Annotated in this window: 20 protein-coding genes and 1 other RNA gene; 5 read left to right on the top strand and 16 right to left on the bottom strand. The window is 64.8% G+C overall.

Features of this window, described 5'->3' with window-relative positions; translation table 11 throughout:
* A partial coding sequence (locus F4U94_RS07725; RefSeq protein WP_150411884.1) for an electron transfer flavoprotein subunit alpha/FixB family protein occupies positions 1 to 712 on the top strand: 712 nt, incomplete at its 5' end.
* 66 nt (positions 713 to 778) lie between these two features.
* Here F4U94_RS07725 and F4U94_RS07720 read toward each other — a convergent pair.
* From F4U94_RS07720 to F4U94_RS07660, 13 genes are all read right to left on the bottom strand, one after another.
* The gene (locus F4U94_RS07720; protein ID WP_120250179.1) at positions 779 to 1,519 is read right to left on the bottom strand and encodes a prepilin peptidase; all 741 of its coding nucleotides are present in this window, start codon (positions 1,517 to 1,519) and stop codon (positions 779 to 781) included.
* Positions 1,516 to 2,238: a type II secretion system protein N gene (gene gspN, locus F4U94_RS07715; protein ID WP_120250180.1), complete on the bottom strand. Its 723-nt coding sequence runs from the start codon at positions 2,236 to 2,238 to the stop codon at positions 1,516 to 1,518. Before gspN ends, F4U94_RS07720 begins: the two co-directional genes overlap by 4 nt.
* The gene (gene gspM, locus F4U94_RS07710) at positions 2,235 to 2,723 is read right to left on the bottom strand and encodes a type II secretion system protein M (RefSeq protein WP_120250181.1); all 489 of its coding nucleotides are present in this window, start codon (positions 2,721 to 2,723) and stop codon (positions 2,235 to 2,237) included. Before gspM ends, gspN begins: the two co-directional genes overlap by 4 nt.
* Positions 2,720 to 3,838: a type II secretion system protein GspL gene (gspL, locus tag F4U94_RS07705; RefSeq protein WP_120250182.1), complete on the bottom strand. Its 1,119-nt coding sequence runs from the start codon at positions 3,836 to 3,838 to the stop codon at positions 2,720 to 2,722. The genes gspM and gspL overlap by 4 nt, the downstream gene beginning before the upstream one ends.
* On the bottom strand, positions 3,835 to 4,824 hold the full coding sequence (gene gspK, locus F4U94_RS07700; RefSeq protein WP_120250183.1) for a type II secretion system minor pseudopilin GspK: 990 nt from the start codon (positions 4,822 to 4,824) through the stop codon (positions 3,835 to 3,837). The genes gspL and gspK overlap by 4 nt, the downstream gene beginning before the upstream one ends.
* On the bottom strand, positions 4,817 to 5,464 hold the full coding sequence (gspJ, locus tag F4U94_RS07695; protein WP_232015958.1) for a type II secretion system minor pseudopilin GspJ: 648 nt from the start codon (positions 5,462 to 5,464) through the stop codon (positions 4,817 to 4,819). The genes gspK and gspJ overlap by 8 nt, the downstream gene beginning before the upstream one ends.
* 107 nt (positions 5,465 to 5,571) lie before the next feature.
* Positions 5,572 to 5,943, bottom strand: coding sequence for a type II secretion system minor pseudopilin GspI (gene gspI / locus F4U94_RS07690; RefSeq protein WP_269462533.1), 372 nt, complete (start codon positions 5,941 to 5,943; stop codon positions 5,572 to 5,574).
* Entirely contained in the window at positions 5,936 to 6,385 is a 450-nt protein-coding gene (locus tag F4U94_RS07685) for a GspH/FimT family pseudopilin (protein ID WP_269462534.1), read from the bottom strand. Before F4U94_RS07685 ends, gspI begins: the two co-directional genes overlap by 8 nt.
* Positions 6,386 to 6,500: 115 nt before the next feature.
* Complete coding sequence (gspG, locus tag F4U94_RS07680) at positions 6,501 to 6,929, bottom strand: type II secretion system major pseudopilin GspG (protein WP_120250186.1); 429 nt, start codon at positions 6,927 to 6,929, stop codon at positions 6,501 to 6,503.
* A 146-nt stretch (positions 6,930 to 7,075) separates the two neighbouring features.
* On the bottom strand, positions 7,076 to 8,293 hold the full coding sequence (gene gspF, locus F4U94_RS07675; RefSeq protein WP_120250187.1) for a type II secretion system inner membrane protein GspF: 1,218 nt from the start codon (positions 8,291 to 8,293) through the stop codon (positions 7,076 to 7,078).
* Entirely contained in the window at positions 8,286 to 9,824 is a 1,539-nt protein-coding gene (gene gspE, locus F4U94_RS07670) for a type II secretion system ATPase GspE (RefSeq protein WP_172598765.1), read from the bottom strand. Before gspE ends, gspF begins: the two co-directional genes overlap by 8 nt.
* On the bottom strand, positions 9,821 to 12,028 hold the full coding sequence (gene gspD / locus F4U94_RS07665; RefSeq protein WP_120250188.1) for a type II secretion system secretin GspD: 2,208 nt from the start codon (positions 12,026 to 12,028) through the stop codon (positions 9,821 to 9,823). The genes gspE and gspD overlap by 4 nt, the downstream gene beginning before the upstream one ends.
* A complete protein-coding gene (locus F4U94_RS07660; protein WP_120250189.1) occupies positions 12,025 to 12,882 on the bottom strand; it encodes a type II secretion system protein N in 858 nt (285 codons plus the stop codon). The genes gspD and F4U94_RS07660 overlap by 4 nt, the downstream gene beginning before the upstream one ends.
* A gap of 185 nt (positions 12,883 to 13,067) precedes the next feature.
* Between F4U94_RS07660 and F4U94_RS07655 the strand changes: the two genes are divergently transcribed.
* Positions 13,068 to 13,718 (top strand): prolyl hydroxylase family protein, encoded by a 651-nt coding sequence (locus F4U94_RS07655; protein WP_120250190.1) that lies wholly within the window; start codon positions 13,068 to 13,070, stop codon positions 13,716 to 13,718.
* On the opposite strand, the gene F4U94_RS07650 is transcribed toward F4U94_RS07655, so the two are convergent.
* The gene (locus F4U94_RS07650) at positions 13,719 to 15,137 is read right to left on the bottom strand and encodes a CYTH and CHAD domain-containing protein (protein WP_150411883.1); all 1,419 of its coding nucleotides are present in this window, start codon (positions 15,135 to 15,137) and stop codon (positions 13,719 to 13,721) included.
* A gap of 246 nt (positions 15,138 to 15,383) precedes the next feature.
* On the opposite strand from F4U94_RS07650, the gene F4U94_RS07640 reads away from it, so the two are divergent.
* Both F4U94_RS07640 and F4U94_RS07635 read left to right on the top strand, forming a co-directional pair.
* Positions 15,384 to 16,973 (top strand): hypothetical protein, encoded by a 1,590-nt coding sequence (locus F4U94_RS07640; protein WP_170271917.1) that lies wholly within the window; start codon positions 15,384 to 15,386, stop codon positions 16,971 to 16,973.
* A 104-nt stretch (positions 16,974 to 17,077) separates the two neighbouring features.
* Entirely contained in the window at positions 17,078 to 19,768 is a 2,691-nt protein-coding gene (locus tag F4U94_RS07635) for a TonB-dependent receptor domain-containing protein (RefSeq protein ID WP_150411882.1), read from the top strand.
* A 260-nt stretch (positions 19,769 to 20,028) separates the two neighbouring features.
* Here the strand turns inward: F4U94_RS07635 and F4U94_RS07630 are convergent, their stop codons facing one another.
* The gene (locus F4U94_RS07630; RefSeq protein WP_120250195.1) at positions 20,029 to 20,412 is read right to left on the bottom strand and encodes a tetratricopeptide repeat protein; all 384 of its coding nucleotides are present in this window, start codon (positions 20,410 to 20,412) and stop codon (positions 20,029 to 20,031) included.
* 295 nt (positions 20,413 to 20,707) lie between these two features.
* Positions 20,708 to 21,062: a transfer-messenger RNA gene (ssrA, locus tag F4U94_RS07625) on the bottom strand.
* Positions 21,063 to 21,185: 123 nt separating this feature from the next.
* Between ssrA and F4U94_RS07620 the strand changes: the two genes are divergently transcribed.
* Positions 21,186 to 21,776, top strand: a complete 591-nt coding sequence (locus F4U94_RS07620; protein WP_120250196.1) for an anthranilate synthase component II — start codon at positions 21,186 to 21,188, stop codon at positions 21,774 to 21,776.
* The last annotated feature ends 14 nt before the right edge of the window (positions 21,777 to 21,790 follow it).

Below are 21,790 nucleotides of genomic sequence, written 5' to 3'. Positions count from 1 at the left end.
GCCGCTGATCGTCGAACTGATGGGGCATCATGACGCCTTCGTCGCGCCGGCCACCAGCAATGGCAAGAATATCGCCCCGCGCGTCGCCGCTCTGCTGGACGTGATGCAGATCAGCGACATCCTGTCGATGGAGAGTGAAGACACGTTCACGCGTCCCATCTATGCCGGCAATGCCATCGCGACCGTGAAGTCGAAGGATGCCAAGAAGGTCATTACCGTTCGCGGCACCGCTTTCGAGAAGGCGGCGAGCGAGGGCGGTTCGGGCGTGGTGGAAGCCGTGGCCTCGACCGGCGACAAGGGGCTGTCGTCCTTCGTCGGCGCCGAGATCGTCAAGCTGGAACGTCCCGAACTGACCAGCGCCAAGATCATCGTGTCGGGCGGCCGGGCGCTGAAGGATGGCGAGACGTTCGAGGCGACCATCTTCCCGCTGGCCGACAAGCTGGGCGCTGCGGTGGGTGCGAGCCGTGCGGCGGTCGATGCGGGCTATGTGCCCAACGACTATCAGGTCGGGCAGACCGGCAAGATCGTGGCGCCCGAAGTCTATATCGCAGTCGGCATTTCCGGCGCGATCCAGCATCTGGCTGGCATGAAGGACAGCAAGACCATCATCGCCATCAACAAGGATGAGGATGCGCCGATCTTCCAGGTCGCCGACATCGGACTGGTCGGCGATCTGTTCAAGATCGTGCCTGAACTTACCGAAAAGCTGTAACGGCCAAAACCTATCCAATCCTGTGGGGCAGTAGCGCCCCACAGGTCATGGCCTATACGTGCATGGTCAAAACAGGCGCAGGACGATGATCCATGCGGGCAGGACCGCCAGCGCCAGAAAGCTGCCAAGCGGCACGCGGGCCGTGCGCTGTTTCGCGCGGCCGGTGATCAGCATGACCGCAAGCCCCAATATGGACGCGATCAGCAGGATGAAGGGCAAGGCCTGCCAGCCGAACCAGGCGCCGAGAGCGCCCAGCAATTTCGCATCGCCCAGCCCCAACCCGTCGCGCCCGCGCACAACCCGATAGCTGAGCGCGATGGCCAGCAACGCGCTATAACCGATCGCCGCGCCGATGATCCGGTCGGGCAAGCTGACATCCGTCGCCCAAATTCCTACGGTCAGGCCCAGAAAGGCGAGTGGCAGGGTCAGCGCATCGGGCAGCCAGAAATGACGCCAATCCAATATCGCCAGCGTCAGCAGCAGCCAGCCAAGCAAGGCCCAGGCTACACCGCCCAGGTCGGGCAAGCCGCCTATCGCCAGCGCGCCGATGATTGCGCATGCGGCCTCTACCCGGCCGTGCAGCGGGTCGATCCGCGCGCCACAGGTGCGACACCGGCCGCGTTGGACAATCGCGCTCAGCAATGGCACCAGATCGCGGGCACCCAACGTCCGGCCACAGCCGTCACAGGCCGAACGACCACGCAGGACGCTGCACCCCTGGGGCCAGCGCAATATGATCGTGCTCAGAAAACTGCCGGCGATCGCACCGGACAGCGCACCGATCAGCGCCGCGACCGACTGAATCACAATGTGCCTTCGACCTTCAGCACCTGCCCACCACCGATCGACGCGAATCCGGCCTGCCCCAGCGTCGCGGACAGAGCAGGATCGGCGGTTTCCACCCGCATTTCCGCCGTATAGCGACCAGACCGCCAGATCCGCAGACTGATCTTTTCCATGCCCGACTGGCTGACCAATGGCAGCAGCAGCGCGTCACCATCGCAGGTGACGACGCCCGAAAGCCCTTGACTGAGGTTCAGGCCCGGCATTTGCCCGGCCATCCGTGCCCGCACCCGCCCTTCGGCATGGCCGCAGCGATCGCCGCTATAATAAGCGCTGACATCCTCCAGCATCAGACTGCCCACCGGCAGCGGCGCGAAGGTGCGACCCAGCGGCACAGCGCCAGTCACATCATCTACACCGATCCGACCGAAACCGACCGTCAGCGCACCACGGATATCGTCCGCCAGCCCCTTTGTCCGGGCAATATCGAAACGGGCACGCCCCATCAGCAGCGACACCGGGGACAGGCCGGCGCGTACGCTGCCCAGCGGCATGTTGCCCAGCATCAGCTGGTCGATCCGCCCGCTCCACACGCTGCCGCGCACCTCGCGAGCGGCGACGCCCAGACGCTCCAACCCCGCCACGCCCAGCGCCACGCGCATCGGCAGAAACAGCAACAGGCCAAAGAGCAGCGCCAGGATCAGGACGATGCGCATCCGCCGCGACAGGATAAGGCCCATCATTGCCCTGCCCCCCGCACCAGCACGGCCTGCACCGATATGCTGCCCGCCGTGGCGGATGGGCGCGCGCTCATCGTGTCGACCCGCACGCCCTGCGCCTCCAGCGTCGCCAGCCAGGAGAAGAGCGCGACCGGCCGGACCGAGGCGATGGCGATGTCCATCCGGTCGCTACCCTGCGCTTGCGCTCGTTCCAGCGTCAGCCCAGCCTCACCCGCGCTCTGGCCGACAAACTGGTCGATCGGCGTGGCAGGACCGGTAGCGGCGGCTTCGCGGGGAAGCGTCTTCAACTGCTTCACCGCCACTCGCACCGCCGCATTACGGTCGGTCGCCGCCAGCAAAGTCTCGCGCGCGGATCGCTGCGCCCGATCGAGCGGCATCGCCACCCCGAACCAGAGCAGCACGATAGCCAGCAGCGCGAACATCACGCCCAGCATCCATTGTTCGCGGGTCGATCGTTCCGACCAATATGTCGCTATCCGTTCCATCATGAGCGCACCGTGATATCTGCCAGCGTCCGTCCGCCCGGCTCCTGCGAGGGCGTCGCCGTGATCGTGAAGCCCGCCGCCTGCAACGCCAGCAGCACGACATTGATGTCGTCCGCCTTGGCCGCCGCCAGCGTGGCGCGCACCATGCCGTCGGGATCGCGCGACAGGGTGGTCAACGCCACGCCCGGCGCATCCTGCATCGCGCTCAGCAAAGCGGCGACCGGCGCAGTGAAGGCCCGTCCGCCAGCCCCCCGCGCCGCCAGCTTGCCCTCCATCTCGGCCAAGGCCTGCGTCGCGTCGGTCGCGCCCGGCAGCACCTGCTGCGCCTGCGCCAGGCTGTCATCGTCCAGTTGATTGGCTTCCATATGCTGTTTGGCGACACCGATCAGCGCGATCAACAGGCTGAGGAGCAGGATCAGTGCGCTCCACAGCATGATGCGGCCCAACGTCTGGCCATCCATCGCGCGCCGTACCCGCTTGGCAAAGTCCCCCTGCCGCAAGTCGAGCGGCGGCGTATCGAGCGCCGCGATCGCCCGTCCTTCGATCAGCCCCGGCGTCCCATCGACGATGGGCGCTTCCGCGATCAGTTCAGGCATCGCCATATCGCCGGTCAACGCCATGTCGATACCGCGCAATACCGTTTCACCACCGATCAAGCCGCGCGTGAAGCCCTGCTCCGGTTCGGGCAGCAGGAACGCGGCCGGCACGATGATGTCCGGGTCCAGCCCGTGATGCTGCGCCCAGAGCAGCCAATGCTGCATGTCGGCGCGGCTCGCCACGGCGATGATATGCGGCCGGGCCGGATCTTCATTCGCGTCGGCAACGGCAAACAACTGGTCGGCCGGCAGCAGCCCGCCCGCCAGCGCCGCCAGTCGCGCGGCCGCCCGCCCCTGCCGCGCCGGCAGGTCGGGAAGGGCCGTCCAATGCAGCGTCACCAGCGCAGCGGGCGGCACCAGCAGCACGCGCGCCTGATCCGGCAGCGCGGCAAGACCGCAGGCCGCCAGCCAGTTGGCGCCTTCACCTGACTGGGTCAGCACACCATCGACGACCCGCATCCAGCGCGGCGCACCCTCCGCCGCCTCGGGCAGAAAGACGATCAGCGCATCGCGACTGCTCATGCCCCTGCGCCCCAGCTGCGCCGCACCAGCCGCGCGGGGCTTTCCCGCGCGTCGATCAGCGCCCGCTCCACCACCTGCGTTCCCCCGACATCCACCGAAACGTCCACTCCGAAAAATCCAGTCGTCAATTTCACCTGCGCGCCCACTTCCGCGTCCGGCGACAAGCCGGCCAGCGAAGGCATCGCCCAGAACTGCACCGTGCTGCCGTAGCCGTCCGCCGGCCGCTGCGCCAGCAGTTGCCGCGCCTGTGCGACGCTCAATTGCCCCGGCAGCAACATGGCGAACAAGGGCGCCTGCTGCGGCAGCAGCGTATTGATGTTGATCGGCGACAGAGTCGTGACCGGCAGCGCACAAATCCACGGTTTTGCCAGATCATAGATGGCCGGGCTGATGCCGCTGACCGCCCGCAATTCGCTGGCGTCCACCATCATGCGGTTGGCGGGGCGATAGGGCCGCTCCATCGCCGCATAAGTCTCGTCTTCCGCACCGCCGGGCTGCGGCACGCTGTCCGTGTCGATCCAGTCGGCCAGGCTGGCGGCGGCGACCTGCGCCTGTCGCGCGTCCACGCCCAATGCCTCCAGCAGGCCCTGAAACTGCAAGACGCCGATCGGGCGGACCTTCAGGTTTGCCTCCGTCTCGCCGCTGACGACGCTGTTGAGGTTGAAGCAATTGCCGCCATCGGTCACCCGCGCGATCGCCACGCCACCGGGGACCGGGATGGACTGCGGCGTGCCCATCCAACCGCCCGCCAGCGTGATCTTCGCCGGATTGGATGCGGTCAGGTCGGCAATGCGCAGTCGTGCCATCTCCATGCCGGCATCGGCATAGGCCCGCCCCTGATCCACCGCGCCGCCATTGCCGGTCATGCGGGTCGCCAGCGCCAGCCGCTCCAGCGCGGTCGCGGCCACCACGGCCATCACCGCCACCAGCAGCAGGACCGTCAGCAACGCGGCGCCTTGTTCGCTATCCTTGCGGGGATCAGGCACCGGCCGCCCCCTCCAGCTTTTCCGCCGGGCCGGGCGCGACCAGGAAGCGCAGCATGATCGGCGGCTCGCCAGTGCGCGTCAGAATCATCTCGACGGCGCGGGGCATCAGGTCCGGCTGGCTTGGCGTCCAGACCTCCTGCCATTTGCCCTGTGCGTCGCGAAAGCGCAGCACGACCGTTTCGACATTGTCGAGCAAGGCCGCCGGTTCGTCGCCCGCTGCGCCGTCCAGTTGCGCATAGGTGCGCCGTTCCAACCGCCCCTGCCGCACCCAATATTCGACTTTCTGGAGCGACGGCCGGGGCAGATCGCCCAGATTGTCCCACCCACCCCGCACGAATTGCATCACCGGCGCGGCCTCGCCACCATCATGCGCCCAGAATGCGGGGGCGAGCGTGCCGGCCTCCGTCCGGGTGATGCGCGGCACCGCCTGCCCCAGATCGCCGGCCAGCGCGCCGCCGGCCCGCTGCACCGCCGCCATATCGTCCAGCCGCGCCTTCACCTGCGCCTGCGCGGACACGCTGTTGCCCAGCAGCAACACGCCGGCACTGGCGAGCATCGCGAAGATCATGAGGGCCACGAGCAGCTCGATCAGCGTGAAGCCCTGCTCCGCAGACTGCGCAGGTGGAGAAACGCGCCCCACATATCCACACCCGTTCGCTTCGAGCGCAGTCGAGAAGTGACTGGAACAGCTTACCCGTTTCTCGACTTCGCTCGAAACGAACGGGACATTTGAGACGACATGACCCTTCATTCGACCACCCGCACGAAACTCAGCACAACCGGCGATGCGCCGGGCTGGCCGTCGACGGCCAGGTCGACCTGCAACAGCCGTTGGTCGTTGGTCGGCTTGACGGTGCGGCTCCAGTGCCAGCGACGACCGCCATTATCGACATCGCCATCCTCGTCACCGATGGACGGCGGCACGGGATCGCTCTGCACCTCCACCATCAGGTTGCGCGCCACGATCTGGCCCAGCGCCTTGCTGTCGAGATCGGCGGCGGTGCGCAGCGTCACGCCTTGCAACCGCACCAGCGCCAGCGCGGCCAGGCTGAACACCGCCAGCGCCACGAGCATTTCCAGCAGCGTGAAGCCTCGCTCCGTTTCCCGACCCTTACCCACCGACCATGACCTTCCCAGCCATATCGACGGTCACGGATACGCGCTCGCCTTCGCGGGCCAGCGTCACGGTCAGGGGATCGGTGGGCAAGCCGGTACCGTCGAAGGCGATTTGCTGGCGCCCATCCTTGCCCACCAGCGCGCGGGTGCCGCCCTTCCAGTTGGCGGTGACGAAGGGCTTGTCCTCCAGCGGTGTCCACTGGCCACCTTCGCGGCGCTGAAAGCCGTAGCCGGATGCCGACACCCACAGACCCATCGGCCGCGCGGTCACGACCGCTTCGTCGCGCGCGGCGGCAACGCGCGCGGCAAAGCGATCGGCATCCTCGATCACGCGTCCGCGCGGATCGGGAATGGCCAGCACGACGGCAGCAGAAATGAAGCCGATGATCGTCAGCACGACCATCAGCTCGACCAACGTGAAGCCGTTTTCGGCGGAACGCCTCAAGGGCGTGAAGCCGCGTTCGTCGGCACGCGAACGCGCCCCGGCGCAGGCCGGGGCCCAGCGGATCGGGCGCCGCGCACGCCTCTCTGGACCCCGGCCTTCGCCGGGGAACAGTTTCTCAAAGCTCGCTGGAATAGATATCCGCATTTTCGCTCTCGCCGCCCGGCTGGCCGTCCGCGCCCAGCGAGCTGATGTCGAAAGCGCCTTTGCGCCCCGGCACGGTGTAGAGATAGGCGCGACCCCAAGGATCGTCGGGCAGCTTCTTGATATAACCGCCCCGGCGATAGCGCTGCGGCTGCGCCAGCGACGCCGGCGGGTTCAGCAATGCCTGCAACCCGTCCGACCCGGCCGGATAGGTCAGATTGTCGAGCCGATATTGCTCCAGCGCCTGCTCGATCGTCGCGATGTCCGCCTTCGCCTTCTCGACCCGCGCCGTGTCGGTCGCCGGGATGACATTGATAGCCACGATCGTCGCCAGCAGGCCGATGATGACGATCACGACCATCAGTTCGACCAGCGTAAAGCCGTTTTCGGCGGAACGCCTCAAGGGCGTAAATCCGCGCTCATCGGATGATGAGCGCCCCCCGGCGCGGGCCGGGGCCCAAGGGCCTTGACGCTGTTCTGCGTCATCTGGACCCCGGCCTTCGCCGGGGAACAGGGTGCGGATAGAAAATTGCTTCATATTCAACTCCTTCAAGCCCCGGTGAGGCTTTGCAGCTGCAAAATCGGCAGCAGGATGGACAGGATGATGACGGCGACGATGCCGCCCATCAATATGATGATGATCGGCTCCAGCATCGCCAGCGCGGCGGAGGTGAAGCTGTCGAATTCGCGTTCCAGATAGTCTGCGGCGCGCTCCAGCATCGTGTCGAGCCGCCCGGCACTTTCGCCGCTGGCCGCCAGATAGACCAGCAGCGGCGGAAACACGCCAGCCCGGCGCAGCGCGGCCGACAGGCTGCCACCGCCCCGGATGGCTTCCACAATCTCGTCCGACGCCTTGCGCAGCACCCGGTTGTGGACGGTGTTGGCGGTCAGCGACAGGCCCTCCATCAGCGGCAGGCGGCTGGCGATCATGGTGGACAGGGTGCGCGCCATCCGTGCCGCATGCAGATCCCGGATCAGCCGGCCCAGCAAGGGCAGGCCAAGCAGCATGGCGTCGAAGCGATAGCGAAAGCGATCCACCTTCATCGCGCGCCAGAAACCCACGCCGCCCAGCACCATCAGGATCAGCAGCAGCCACCAATAAGCGGCCAGGAAGGCGGAAACGCCCATCACTATGCGGGTCAATAGCGGCAATTCCTGCCCCACCGTGTCGAATTGCTCCACCACCTTGGGCACGACAAAGATCATCAGCGCCGCGACCACGAATATGGCGAAGGTCGCCAGCACGGACGGATAGGCGATCGCCGTCAAAACCTTGGACCGCATCACCGCCTGCCGTTCCATCAGGTCGGAAAGCCGTTCCATGATGGTGGGCAGGCTACCGGAGCTTTCGCCGGCCGAAATCATCGCGCGAAAGAGCGGCGGGAAGCTTTTGGGTTCGGCGCCCAGCGCATCGGCCAGCCGCCGCCCTTCCAGCACCCCGCCATGCACCTTGCCCACGATCGCGCGGACATGATCCTGCTCGCTCTGCTTGCCGATGGTACGCAGCGATTCTTCGAGCGGACTGACCTGGATCAGCGTCGACAGCTGGCGGGTGAAAAGCGTCAATTCCTTGGCCGACAGGCGCGGCGTGCGCAGCGACAGGCCCGCCCGCTTGCGCGCCGTTTCGACCGCGCCCGGCTCGATCCGCACGATGAACAGCTTGCGCGCATCCAGCTTGGCGCGCGCATCCTCGATCGTGGCGGCCTTCATGCTACCGCTGCGTTCCCGCCCGGCCGGGTCGATGACGCTATAATCGAAATCAGCCATCGGCGATGGTTTCCGCCTCGACCGAATCGCGGCGCGACACGCGGATCGCCTCCTCCGCCGTAGTCTGCCCATCGCGCACCAGCGCCCGCGCGGCGGACCCCAGGTTCGGCGCATTCAGGAAGGCGTGACGCGCGATCAGCGATTCGTCGCCGCCGTCGTTGATCAGGCGGCGGATGGTGTCGTCCACCCGGATCGCCTCGAACACGCCGATCCGGCCCTTATAGCCGGAGCCGTTACACGCGTCGCAGCCGCGGGCCCGATAGATGATGGTGCCCGGATCGAAGCCCAGCAGCGCGCTGGCCGACTTGTCCGCCTGTACCGGCTCACGGCAGCTCTGGCAAAGGCGTCGGACGAGGCGCTGGGCGATGACCGCGCGCAGCGTGGAGGCCAGCAGGAAGGGTTCGACCCGCATGTCGCGCATACGGGTGATTGCGCCGACCGCATCATTGGTGTGGACCGTGGACAGGACGAGATGCCCGGTCAGCGACGCCTGCACCGCAATCTCCGCCGTCTCGCGATCGCGGATTTCGCCGACCATGACGACGTCGGGATCCTGGCGCAGGATCGCGCGCAGGCCCGCCGCGAAGGTCAGGCCGACCTTGGCATTGACCTGCGTCTGGCCCACGCCCTCCATCGCATATTCGACCGGATCTTCGACGGTCAGGATATTGCGCGACCCATCGTTCAACTGGCGTAGGCCCGCATACAGCGTCGTGGTCTTTCCCGACCCGGTCGGCCCGGTGACCAGGATGATGCCGTTCGGTTCGCTCAGCCCTTCGCGGAAAATCCGGTCCGGTGTGCCTGTCATGCCCAGCAGGTCGAGCGTAATGCCGGCATTTTCCTTATCCAATATGCGCAGCACCACCCGCTCGCCCGCCCGGCTCGGCAGGGTGGATACACGCACGTCGAGCAGCTTGCCGCCCAGCGTCAGGCCGATGCGCCCGTCCTGCGGCACGCGCCGTTCGGCGATGTCCAGCCGCGCCATCACCTTGATGCGGCTGACCACCACCGGCGCGACATGGGGCGGCATGCGCAGCGTTTCGCGCAACACGCCATCTACGCGCATGCGCACGATCAGGCCGGTTTCATAGGGTTCGATATGAATGTCCGACACGCCCTGCCGCGCGGCTTCGGCGATGATGCCGTTGATCAGGCGGATCGCCGGCGCATCGTCCGCGCTGTCGAGCAGATCGTCGGCGGTTGGAATATCGGCGGCGAGAATATCCAGCTCGTCCGCGCCGACCTCCAGCGATCCGGCCATGGCCGCCGCGCTGCCCTCCATCGCATAATGGTTGGACAGATGCCGGTCGAACTCGCCCGGCGCGACGAAGATGACGTCGAAGCTGCGCGCCAGATGGCGCCGGACTTCCAGCAGGATGCGCGGATCGCTGCCCTCGCGCACGGCGATGGTCAGCCGATCGCCCTCCACCGGCAGCATGACCACGCCATGTTTGCGCGCGAAGACATAGGGAATGTCGATCGGCCGCGATGGCGCCGAAGGAAATTCAACAGCTTGCGACTGATCGCTCACTTCTTCTCTCCGCTTGCCGGTATCTCGACCGGTCGCACCACGCCGCTCGACTGGCGGACGCTGGGTTCGATGACCTGCGATGGCGTCGCGCCCGCATCGGGCTGCACCACGGCATCGCCCGGCGGCGCCGCGACCGGCGGGGTCGCGCCCATATAGTCGCGCACCAGTTCGTCGATGGTCGGCTCCATGTCGGGATTGCGCTGCAACTGCATGCCGCGCACATAGCCATAGCGCTGCTGCGTCAACCGCTGCGCATCTTCCTTGGTGCGCAGGATGGTCGGGCGGATGAAGACCATCAAATTGGTCTTGGACCGGCTGCGGCTGCGCGATTTGAACAGTTCGCCCAGCCCCGGAATGTCGGACAGCAACGGGATGCGCTCGATCGTCTTGCGCTCATTATCGTCCAGCAAACCGCCCAGCGCGAGGATCTCGCCATCGTCCACGGTGACGGTCGTCTCGATCTCACGCTTGTTGATGATAAGGTCGCTGCTGGAGTTGCTGACCGGCCCGGCCACGCTCGACACTTCCTGTTTCAGGAACAGCTTGATCGCGCCGCCGGTATTGATCTGCGGCTTCACCTCCAGCTTGATCCCGACATCCTGGCGCTGGACGGTACGGAACTGATTGTCAAAATTCTGGCTCAGCGCCTCGCCGGTGGTGACGGGCACCTGCTGGCCGACCAGGATGGACGCCTTCTGATTGTCCAGCGTCATCACCGATGGCGTGGAGAGCAGATTGCTTTCCGTGTCGGACTTCACCGCATTGATGATCGCGCCGAAAATACCGTTCTTGCCGATCTGCGTGCCAAGGCCACCGATGATCCCGGTCGCGCTTTGCAGGCTGCTGAGTGCGGCCTCCTGCAAGCTGCTGGCGAGGTCGCCGCTATTCTGCACCTCAGTCGTGGTCCGCGTACCGTCGGCCGCGACCACCGTGGTCGTTGTCGTGCCCAACTGCGTCGCACCATAAGCGCCCGCCAGCGTCAGCAAATTGGGGGAAGCGTTGCTGTAATTGGTCGCGGCAAAGCCCGTCTTCGTGCTACCGATCAGGAATTGCACGCCCAGCTTCTTGGCCGCCGCATCGCTGATCTCCACGATGATGGCTTCGACCAGCACCTGTTCGCGGCGGGTATCGACCTGACGGATGGTTTCGCCCAGCATCCGCTGCACATCGCTATTGGCCGCCACGATGATGGCGTTGGCGCCTTCATAGCGGGTGACGATCGCCGGGCCACGCGTGGATATCCCGCCGCCGCTGGGCGACGAAGAGGAGGACGCTGCCGCCACCGGTGCCGCTGCCTGAGACGCAGGCGCCGCGCCGCCGGCCGCCGGGGTGGAGGCCGTCACCGGCTGGCTGGTCGATTGACCCACAAGCTGCTGCAACACTGGCAACAGCTTTTCGGCATCGGCATGTTCCAGCCAGTAGACGCGGATTTCCGTGCCGCTTGCCGCCTGCTGGTCCAACTGGCGCGCCATCGCCACCAGCCGGGCGACGGTATTGGCATCACCCCGGATCGCGACCGCATTGCTGCTGTCGATCGGCACCACGGTCGCGGCCGAAGGCGCGGCATTCTCGCCGCCGCCACTAGCCACCAACGCCTGCAAGGACGTCGCGATTTCGCGCGCGCCGGCATTTTTCAGCATCACCATCTGTGTCGCCGCCGTGTCGCGGTCGATACGGGCGATCACCTGGCGGATGCGGGCGATATTGTCGGCATAGTCGGCCACGACCACGCTGTTGCCGGCGCGGTTGGCGGTGACGGAGCCTTCCTTGCTGACCAGCGGGCGCAGCGTTTCCAGCGCGCTCGCGGCGTCGATCGAACGCAGGCGGAAGACTTCGGTGACGAAGCTGTTGCGATTGGCCGCACGGCCGACGCTGCTGGGCTGGCCGGCCGCGCCATCGGCCGGCTGAATGCGATAGGCGCCGCCCGGTGCCGGCACCGCGACCAGACCATTGGCGCGCAGGGTCGACAGCACGATCTCGAAATATTCGGAGCGCGACAGCGGCCGATCGGTCACGACCGACACCTTCCCCTGCACCTTATTGTCGATGATGAAGGTGCGCCCGGTTACCCGCGCCGCATCCTGAATGAAGGCGCGGATATCGGCATCACGCACGTTCAGCGTCTGCTGCGCCATCAAAGGCGCGGCGATGGGCGTGGCAAGGGCGAGCGCGGTGGCTGCGGAGAGGAGGAGTTTGCGGGTCATTGGCCTTGCACTATGATATTGACCGATGCGACGGCGGCGCCGCGCTCGACGGTCAGGGAGAGGCGCGCGCCGGGCGCGATCTGGTTCTGAAGGGTCTGAAGATCGCCGGCCGATCCGATCGGCTGGCCATTGACCTGGCTGACGATATCGCCAGGCTTGAACCCCACGCCGGCAAAGCCCGGCCCTTTTGAAAGGACGGCAAGCCCCGTCACACGGCCATTCTGCAAGCGCGGGGCAAAGCCGATGTCGCGCTTCAGGCTGTCGACGCTAGGGCCGGCACCAGGCGGCGCGGGCGGCGGTGGCGCGGCGCTCTGCCAACCCTCGCCGCTCGACGGAGCAGGCTCCGCTTCGGGCGCCGGGGTCGACTGGTCGAGGAAAATCTGCTCTTCCGCCCCGCCCCGGTCGATCGTGACATGGTCAAAGGCAACGGCTTTCAAAACCACGCCCGGCATGACCTCATCGCCCACGGCGAAGCTGTTCTGCACCCCGTCGGGCGAAGCGATGATGGCCGAACCCAGCCCCGACCCTTCATTCAGCCGTATGCCGTAAAGGGTCAGCGCCAGCGAGGTGACGACACCGCTGCCGGCCTGTTGCGGCGCACCGCTGCGGAAGAAGGGGTCGAAGCTGGCGAAGAGCGCCTGGCGTGCGGCGGGAGACAGCGTCTGCGCCTGCCGCCCTTCCCACGGGCCAAAGCTGCCGACCGGCACCACCACGGCCCAGACAAGGCGCACAAGTTGCAGCGCCAGCACCACCAGCAGCAGCTTTTCGAGCAGCGCCAGCCAGTCGATCGCCGGGAGCGATACCGACCGTTCGCGCCTGAAACCGCGCATCCTATCGCCAAGTGGCACACGCATGATGGTGAAGCACGCCCCCGTTTATTCCCTAGGGGCCAGCTAGGCGGGTGATCTTACTCCAGAATGACAGTTATATGACTGATATATGACATGGCGTAATAGCGGTGTCCCGCGACTTGCATTTTCAACGACGGAAGATAGGCGTGGCGACGTCTTTCCATCATCTTCGCCTTTTCGGATCGCCCATGACGAACCAGATCGACGCCCCGTTGAATATCGATGCCGACCCTGCCTGGATCGCGTCCCACCCCCGCATCCAGCGCGTGCCGAGCAAGGAATTGACGCTGTTCATCCAGCGCGATTTTCTGAATGTGCAGGATTGTGCCGCGCTGGTCGAGCGGATCGACGCCAGCCGCCGCCCTTCGACCATCGCGGACGCCAATGGCGACGGTTATTTCCGCACCAGCGAAACCTGCGACCTCGACCATGCCGATACCTTCGTCGCCGCGATCAATGCGCGGCTGGACGCCTTTGCCGGCATCGCCACGGCCCATGGCGAACCGATCCAGGGTCAGCGCTATGATGTCGGGCAGGAATTCAAGGCGCATACCGATTATTTCGACCCCAAGGGCGCGGATTATACGCGCTATTGCTCGGTCGCGGGCAACCGCACCTGGACGCTGATGATCTATTTGAACGAACCGGCCGCCGGCGGCGCCACCCGTTTCACGAAGATCGGCAAGACGGTCCAGCCCGAAACGGGCAAATTGCTGATATGGAATAATCGCCTGAGTTCAGGCGAACCCAATCCCGCCAGCATCCATCATGGCATGAAGGTGCGAACCGGCGTGAAACACGTCATCACCAAATGGTATCGGGAACGCACTTGGGGGTAATCAAGCCCAGAAAGTCTGAGCCTCCACCAACTTGCCATGCGCCTTCGCCGCAGCGCGGAGCAGTTTCGGCTTGTCCGCCATGTCCGCCTCCCTCGCCAGCCCGATCCGCGCCAGCGTGGCGGGGGCCGTCACCAGATCGTTGAGCTTGCCCAGCCTGTCCTGCATCGCTTCCAGCTTCCCAATGAAGCGCTTGTACCGCCGCGCCGTCTTGACGGGAAAAAGATCGCCAAAATATTCAGAAGCATAGCGCAGCTTCTTCGCATCCTTTCGCACGGCATGCCGCGCCTCGTCGCTCAGCCGCTTCATATGCTTGCCGCCTTTGGCGACGCGCTTGCGGCGTTTGCGCAGCCGATCCGCCGCAAAGGGTGCGATAGGCTGCGCGGCTTCGTCGCCCAGACCCGCGCCATCCGCCAGCCATTGCGTCAGGTCGAGCATCAACATGCGCACCCGCGCCGAGCCCAGCCATTGCCGCACGCGTGCATGCGCCTGCGTCCTCGCCGCTTCCAACACCGCATGCCCGGCCGCATCATCGACCGACAGCACGTCCAGATCGCGCGCCTCGCCCAGCACATGCGCCAGCCAGCGCAACTCGCCCTGGAACCCCGCCACCTCCTCCGCTCGCAGGAGCGGCCCGAACACGCTCAACGCCGTGCGCAACCGGCGGATCGCAACCCGCGCCTGATGCAGCGCGGCGGGCACATAGCCTTCCAGCAGCAGCGCCTCGTTCAACCGATAATGGCGCAGGCATAGCGCCACGATCCGCCCAAGGGCATCGCCGGTCGTCGCATCGGGATCGAGCCGTATCGGTTCCGCCTTGTGCGCCTTGGGCAAGGCCTTGGTCAGTCGATAGCCACGCTCCGACTTGCTCAACACCCCGGTCCGCACCGGCACATCCGCGTCGATCCGCCGCGCCAGCGCGAACAAGGTCGCCGGCGCACCGCTTTTCAACTCCAGTTCGATTTCGCAGATCGGCTCCTCCCGATCGCCAGCCCGCACCACGCCACGGTCCAGAACCAGTTCGATCAGCGCGCCATCCTGCGGCACCAGCCAAGTCCGCCGCTCCACGATCACCGCAAAGACCGGCACGACATCGGCCACCGCATCGCCCAGCAGCGCCGCCACCGGATTGCCTTCATCCAGCACCGGCGTATCGCCACGCACGGGCCTTTCCCACTCATCCCGCGCGAACAGCCCAGCCCCGCCACGTCCATTCGCCTTGACCGTCTGGATGCGCCGCCGCCCCGATCGGCGAATGCGCAGGCTCACGCCCTGATGGGCCAACCGATGATCGGGCGTGTCGAAATAGGTGGCATGCAATGTCGCCGTCTCGCCGTCCAACCCCAGCAAGGGCGGCCATTGCGCAAAGATTTCAGCCGCTTGCGCAGACAGTTCCAGCTTGAGTTCGATTTCCGCTTGCAAATCCAGCTTCCTCTCGACGCCCCCGCGATGAACATGTCCTTTATCATGGCCGCACCATTCATGGAAATGCCACGAGAGTCCCTGAATTGTCACATGACAGTCTTGGCAATGTCACAGAACCAGCATCACCATGTCATCTGGCGCGCCTAATTGCCCGATCCGAGGGCGACAGGGGGCGTTGTCCGAATCGAAATTCCCCTGCGCTCCGCACTTCAACCATCCCGGCAAGACCGGAGCGGAGACGACATGGCCAAGATTAACCGTATCCAAACGATCCTGATGGCGGGCTGCGCCTGCGTGGGCCTGAGCGCCTGCGGCGCCGACGACATCGCTTCGCCCGGCGAAGGCACGATCGTCCTCCCCACGCCGACCCCTACGCCGACGCCGACCCCCACGCCCACCCCGACGCCGACCCCCACGGCCGTGACGCCGGCAGCCAACTGCCCGACCATCGCAGGTTCGGTGCAGCTGACCGACGCAGGCACGATCACGGACGGCACCAACACCTGGCGCAACTGCGCCTTCCCGGCGCGTTTCACCGCATCGACGGCCATTTCGAAGCAGACCGGCGTCATCTACTCGATGCCTGGCCGCGTCGATGTCGGCACCGATCAGGGCGCGACCAGCACCGGCAACAACGTCACGCTGACGATCGATCCGGGCGTCACCATCTTCGCCGGCACCGGCAACACCTTCCTGGCCGTCAACCGCGGTAACCGCATCAACGCCGTCGGCACCGCGACCCAGCCGATCGTGTTCACCAGCCGTGAAAACGTCCTGGGCACCAGCACCGACCAGTCGTCGGGCCAGTGGGGCGGCGTCGTGCTGCTCGGCCGTGCGAAGATCACCGACTGTCTCGCCCCGGCCGCCGCACCCGGCACCACGGCGTGCGAACGCGACACCGAAGGCGCCAGCGGCGCGCTGTATGGCGGCGCTGACGACACCGACAATTCGGGTCGCATGTCCTACGTCCAGATCCGCTATTCGGGCTTCGTCCTTTCGGGTTCGAGCGAATTGCAGGGCCTGACCCCCTCGGGCGTCGGCACCGGCACCGTGCTTGACCATATCCAGGTCCATAACAGCTCGGACGACGGCATCGAAATCTTCGGTGGTTCGGTTCACCCGCGCTATCTGGTCCTGACCGGCAACGAAGACGATAACCTCGACACCGACATGGGCTATCGCGGCACCGTCCAGTTCCTGCTGAGCATCCAGCGCGCGAACAACGACATCGGCGACGGTTTCCTCGAAACCGACTCGAATGGCGGCACCAACAGCAACGCCAGCGAAGACGCCCTGCCGCGTCAGTACCTCAAGGTTGCCAACTTCACCGCCATCAACCGTGCGACCACCGGTTCGAACGGTGCGGCCATGCTGCTGCGCGGCGGCGCCGACCTGGCGCTGGTGAACGGCATCATCGTCAGCCCGACCCAGAGCTGCCTGCGCATCGACAGCACGCCGACCGTCCGCGACGCCGACACGGCGCTTCAGGACGCCGGCAAGCCGCGCTACATCTCCGTCGTGATGCAGTGCAACAGCACGCCGTACAAGGGCAGCCGCGGCGTCGACGCCGCCACCGTACAGTCGATCTTCGAAGCCGGCGCGAACAGCACCATCAGCTACACCCCGTCGCTGACCAGCCTGTTCATCAACGGCCCGACCGAAACCGCTCGTACCGCCATCGATCCCAAGACCATCGACACCAACTTCGCCACCACCAACTATATCGGTGCGGTGAAGGACAGCGCCGATACCTGGTACGCTGGCTGGACCTGCAACTCGGCGACCGCCAGCTTCGGTTCGACCAGCGGCAATTGCACCGTCATCCCCCGCTGATCGGCACCTGACCTCAACAGGGGCGGGGGAGCGTAATCTACGCTTCCCCGCCTTCTTTTGCCCGCATCCTTTTGCACCGAATTTTCCCAAGGGGGACGAATAGCATGTCGAAGCCGCTCAGCCTGGCGCGCCTGCTCCTGATTTCCACCGCGCTGGTCGCCCCGATGGCGATGGCGCAGACCAACCCGACTCAAGCTGGTGACGCCGGCATGACGACCACGCCCAGCGCCGCCGATGAGGCCGACGCGCAAGAGGGCAATGTCGACGTGTCGATCCCGGGCGCTGACATCGTCGTCACCGGCCGCCGCACCGCCAATATTTCGCAGGCAGCGCCGCAGGTGGTGAACGTCCTGTCCGCCGCCGACATCAAACGTACGGGCGAAGGCGACATCGCCGGATCGCTCCAGCGCGTGACCGGCCTGTCGGTCGTGTCGGGCGGCTATGTCTATGTCCGCGGCCTTGGCGATCGCTATTCGCTCGCCCTTTTGAACGGCTCGCCCCTGCCCAGCCCGGAACCGCTCAAGCGCGTCGTTCCGCTGGACATCTTCCCGACCAGCGTCATCGCATCGACCCTGGTGCAAAAGAGCTTCTCGGCCAACTTCCCCGGTGAATTCGGCGGCGGCGTCATCAACCTGACGACCAAGGCGATCCCGACCGAATCCTATCTGGAACTCGGCGTCGGCAGCTCGGCCAACACCGAAACCTCCGGCCAGATGGGCTATACCCATTATGGCGCCAAGTCCGACTGGACCGGCTTCGACGACAGCTCGCGCGACGTTCCGCCGCTGCTGCAGGAAGCGATCAAGAGCGGCAAGCCCTTCCCGAACATGCCGCGCGCCGACCTGCGCAACATCGCGATGCAGTTTCTGAACGCCGACACCACCCTGCTTCAGCGCACCAACAGCCTGCCCTTCAACTTCTCCGGATCGATCAATGCCGGCACGGCGGTCGATGTCGGCAGCGACGGTCGCCTGGGCATCATCGCGACCGGCTCCTACAGCAACAAGTGGCGCACGCGCGACACGTTGCAGCAGGCGTCGCTCAACCCGGCCGAAGGCGCGGGCAAGAATACGCAGCAGATCAGCACCGACAATGAAGTCACGGTCAACGCCCTGCTGGGCATCGGGCTGGAGTTTGGGCAGCAGAAGCTGCGCTGGACCAACCTCTACATCCGCGACACATTGAAGCGCAGCGCGTTGTCGGTCGGCCAGAATGACGGCCAGATCCAGGGCGCCGATTATATGACGCAAAATACCGCCTGGTATGAACGTCAGTTGATCGACACGCATCTGGTGGGCGAATTCAAGCTGAGCGACGCGCTCAGCCTGGACGTGCGTGGTGGCTTCTCCAACTCGCAGCGTGAAGCGCCCTATGAACGCGAATTCGTCTATGTGCGCACCAATCGCGCCCTGGCCGAAGATCCGGTCGGCAATCGCTTCATCAACGCCTTGAACCGCCAGCGCGGCGACGCCTCGGTCACGTTCAGCGATCTCAACGAAGATCTCTGGTCGGCCGGCGCTGACCTCAGCTACAAATTCTCGCCCGACTTCACCGTCACGGCGGGCTATGCCTTCACCGACACGAAGCGCACCTCGTCGCGCTACGAACTGCACTATGACGCCACCAACCTGCCGCTCGCCGTGCAGCAGTTGCGCCCCGACTATCTGACGTCGGATGCCACGATCCAGCTGTACGACATCAGCCTGCTGGAATTTTCGGGCAATTATCCGGTCTATGACGCCGCCATGCGCGTTCATGCCGGCTATGCGCAGGTGCAGGCGCAGATCGTTCCGGGCCTCAGCTTCAATGCGGGCGTCCGTTATGAAAAGGGCGACCAGTCCGTCACCGGCGTGGACGTCTACAATACCGGCGTCACCCCGTTCAATCAGATCAAGAAGGACTATTGGCTCCCTGCCCTGACCGTGACGGTCGAAGCGGCCAAGGGTGTGCAGTTCCGGGCTAGCGCGTCCAAGACCATCGCTCGCCCGCAATTCCGCGAGCTGATCGCCCAGCCCTATCTCGACACCGAATCCAACCGTTTCTTCCGCGGCAACCCCTTCCTGAAGGACAGCCAGCTGTGGAACGCGGACATTCGCGCCGAATGGTATATGGGGCGTGACGAACGACTGATCGTGGCGGCCTTCTACAAGAAGATCGACAATCCGATCGAAACCTTCACCACGATCAACGATACCTATGCGGTGACGACCAGCTTCGCCAACGCACCGGAAGCGTCGCTCTACGGTTTCGAACTGGAAGCGCAGAAATATGTCCCGCTCGACGGCCTGTCGGACGGCGACTTCTTCGCCAACCGTCGCGTCGCGCTGATCGGCAACTATACCTACACCCAGTCGAAGCTGAAGGTGAAGGATGGGGACACGACCATCCCCTATACTTACACCACCGGCGACCTGCCTGCCGCGTCGGACTATTTCCTGAACGGCGTGCCGCTGACGGGTCAGTCGGACCATCTGGTCAACCTGCAGCTGGGTCTGGAAGATACGGAAAAGCTGTCGCAGCAGACGCTGTTGCTGACCTATGCCAGCCCGCGCGTCACCAGCCGCGGTCCGAACCTTCAGCCCGACATCAAGGAAAAGCCGGGTATCCAGCTGGACTTCGTCGCGCGTCAGGGTGTGAAGCTGCCCGGCGGGATCAACAGCGAATTCAAGCTGGAGGCCCGCAACATCCTAGGCCGCAAGTTCCAGGAGTTCCAACAGGCCGGCGACAACAAGGTCTATTATAACCGGTACAAGATCGGCACCACCATCGCCGCATCGATGACCGTGGCCTTCTGAAGCATCGTGCGGAAAAGTGGGAACCGGTTTTCCGCTCAAAACGATGCGACAGTAAAAATTCAGAGCGCGCGACTAGCGTCAATTCAACGCGGCGCGCTCTGATCGTCACCACATCGCAGACAAGCGAACGGCCGGGGAAACCCGGCCGTTTTGCTTTCCAATCAAGGTGCAGTCATCACATTCTAAGCGAAGGGGCGCCGTCCTTGCCGGACGACGCCCCTGCTCCCTACCCCTTGCTGCCTTGTTCCGGCTCGCCCCGATCAGTTCATCGCATAGCTGGGGTTGAGACGGCTCAACGCCCGCACCGCCACATCGCGCGACGATTCTTCGTTACCGTTGGCCAGCACCAGCGTTACTTCCGGCGCGAAACGGGCGGAGCGATAGGCTTCGCGTGCCTGTGCCATCTTGCCAAGGCCGGCATAGGCATTGCCGAGGTTGATGAGGCGGGCGGGATCATTCTCGCCATAGACCGGCATCGACGCCAGCTTGCGTTGCGCATCCACGAAGCGGCCGGCCTGGAGCGCAGTCGCCGCCAGCGTGCCATCCGGCGCGCCGACCACGACCATCTCCTCGGGCGCCGCCTGGGCCATGCCGGGCGTCATAGCCGCCAGCGCCAGACCCATCATGATAGCGGCCTTCTTCATGTCCCGATCTCCTCGAAAAAACTTCCTAACATAGCCAGACGTATTTCATTTAGATGACATCGGAACAAGATAGCATGATCTATAGGGAAACAAGTTTCTTTGCTTTAAAATCAGTGTGATATGAATTTTACTTCATACTGTCATAAAATCGTAATTGAAAAAACAGGTTAGCCGCGCCCGATTCGAATCAAACGAACCACGAAACAAGCGCCATCATCGCCCGGTCGGACGACATCGATCATGACGATGAAAGGAAGGTCCAGGGACTTCTGTTGCCCGGCGCCCTGGAAACCGCTGAATTCCCTTCTGTTGCCCGGTGGGTTCAACCGCGCTATTTTAGAGTAATGTCAGGCCGTGAGGCCCTCAATTACGCTGCAATGGCGAGTGCTTCGTTATCGTTGGCACTTGTGAGTTTTGCACAGTTTAACGGCTTACACGGGCCGGGTAAAAATATCGCCTTTGAACACACGTCGATCCTAGTTCGGCCCCATCAGACACCCCGTTCCGGCTGGGCCGTCACGGGACATGTGGTGGAACCGCCGGGTACTGCCCCCGGGTCCGCTGCGTCTATTATACGACACACTTTATCACCATAGCCGGGCGAACCCGGCCCGACCCATATGGGCGCAAACGAAGGCTTTTTCAAGCCATGGACTTGGCGAGCAGGACAAAGCCTCTGCTGAGGATGCCAATGGGCAAGGCAGATAATCGCCCAACCGCTCTCTATCGCTGCCCACTTCCCCCCGCGCGCATCCCGCGCTAAGGCTCTGCGCATGATCCTCGTCATCGACAATTATGACAGCTTCACCTGGAACCTGGTCCATTATCTGATGGAGTTGGGCGCTGAGGTAGAGGTCGTCCGCAACGACGCCATTTCGGCGGGCCAGGCCCTGTCCAGCGGCGCGAAGGCGTTCCTGCTTTCGCCCGGTCCGTGCACCCCCAATGAAGCGGGCGTCAGCCTGGACCTCGTCGCGGCCTGCGCCGATGCTGGTGCGCCGCTGCTAGGCGTGTGCCTGGGCCATCAGTCCATCGGTCAGCATTTCGGTGGCAAGGTGGTGCGTGGCGGCCTGATGCACGGCAAGACATCGCCCGTCACCCATGACGGTACCGGTCTGTTCTCAGGGCTTCCCTCGCCCTTCACCGCAACCCGCTATCACTCGCTGATCGTGGAGGATATTCCGGCCGACCTGGTCGTCAACGCCACCAGCGCGGACGGCTCCGTCATGGGCTTCCGCCACGCGACCCTGCCGATCCATTCGGTGCAGTTCCACCCAGAAAGCATCGCCACCGAATATGGCCACGACATGCTGGCCAATTTTATGGCGATCGCCGGCCTGCCGGTGCGGGAACGCGAAGCGGCCTGATCATGGACATGAGT

Origin of the sequence: Sphingobium limneticum (genome assembly GCF_008710155.1) — a bacterium.
GTDB classification, from domain to species: domain Bacteria; phylum Pseudomonadota; class Alphaproteobacteria; order Sphingomonadales; family Sphingomonadaceae; genus Sphingobium; species Sphingobium limneticum.
This window is presented reverse-complemented; position numbering and strand designations above follow the sequence as displayed.

Excerpts from the sequence above, each read along its gene's own strand:
- gspF (WP_120250187.1), bottom strand. The coding sequence starts at position 8,293 with ATGGCTGATTTCGATTATAGCGTCATCGACCCGGCCGGGCGGGAACGC.
- F4U94_RS07640 (WP_170271917.1), top strand. The coding sequence starts at position 15,384 with ATGGCCAAGATTAACCGTATCCAAACGATCCTGATGGCGGGCTGCGCC.
- F4U94_RS07630 (WP_120250195.1), bottom strand. The coding sequence starts at position 20,412 with ATGAAGAAGGCCGCTATCATGATGGGTCTGGCGCTGGCGGCTATGACG.
- F4U94_RS07660 (WP_120250189.1), bottom strand. The coding sequence starts at position 12,882 with ATGCGTGTGCCACTTGGCGATAGGATGCGCGGTTTCAGGCGCGAACGG.
- gspM (WP_120250181.1), bottom strand. The coding sequence starts at position 2,723 with ATGATGGAACGGATAGCGACATATTGGTCGGAACGATCGACCCGCGAA.
- F4U94_RS07655 (WP_120250190.1), top strand. The coding sequence starts at position 13,068 with ATGACGAACCAGATCGACGCCCCGTTGAATATCGATGCCGACCCTGCC.
- F4U94_RS07620 (WP_120250196.1), top strand. The coding sequence starts at position 21,186 with ATGATCCTCGTCATCGACAATTATGACAGCTTCACCTGGAACCTGGTC.
- gspL (WP_120250182.1), bottom strand. The coding sequence starts at position 3,838 with ATGAGCAGTCGCGATGCGCTGATCGTCTTTCTGCCCGAGGCGGCGGAG.
- F4U94_RS07635 (WP_150411882.1), top strand. The coding sequence starts at position 17,078 with ATGTCGAAGCCGCTCAGCCTGGCGCGCCTGCTCCTGATTTCCACCGCG.
- gspD (WP_120250188.1), bottom strand. The coding sequence starts at position 12,028 with ATGACCCGCAAACTCCTCCTCTCCGCAGCCACCGCGCTCGCCCTTGCC.
- gspN (WP_120250180.1), bottom strand. The coding sequence starts at position 2,238 with ATGATGGGCCTTATCCTGTCGCGGCGGATGCGCATCGTCCTGATCCTG.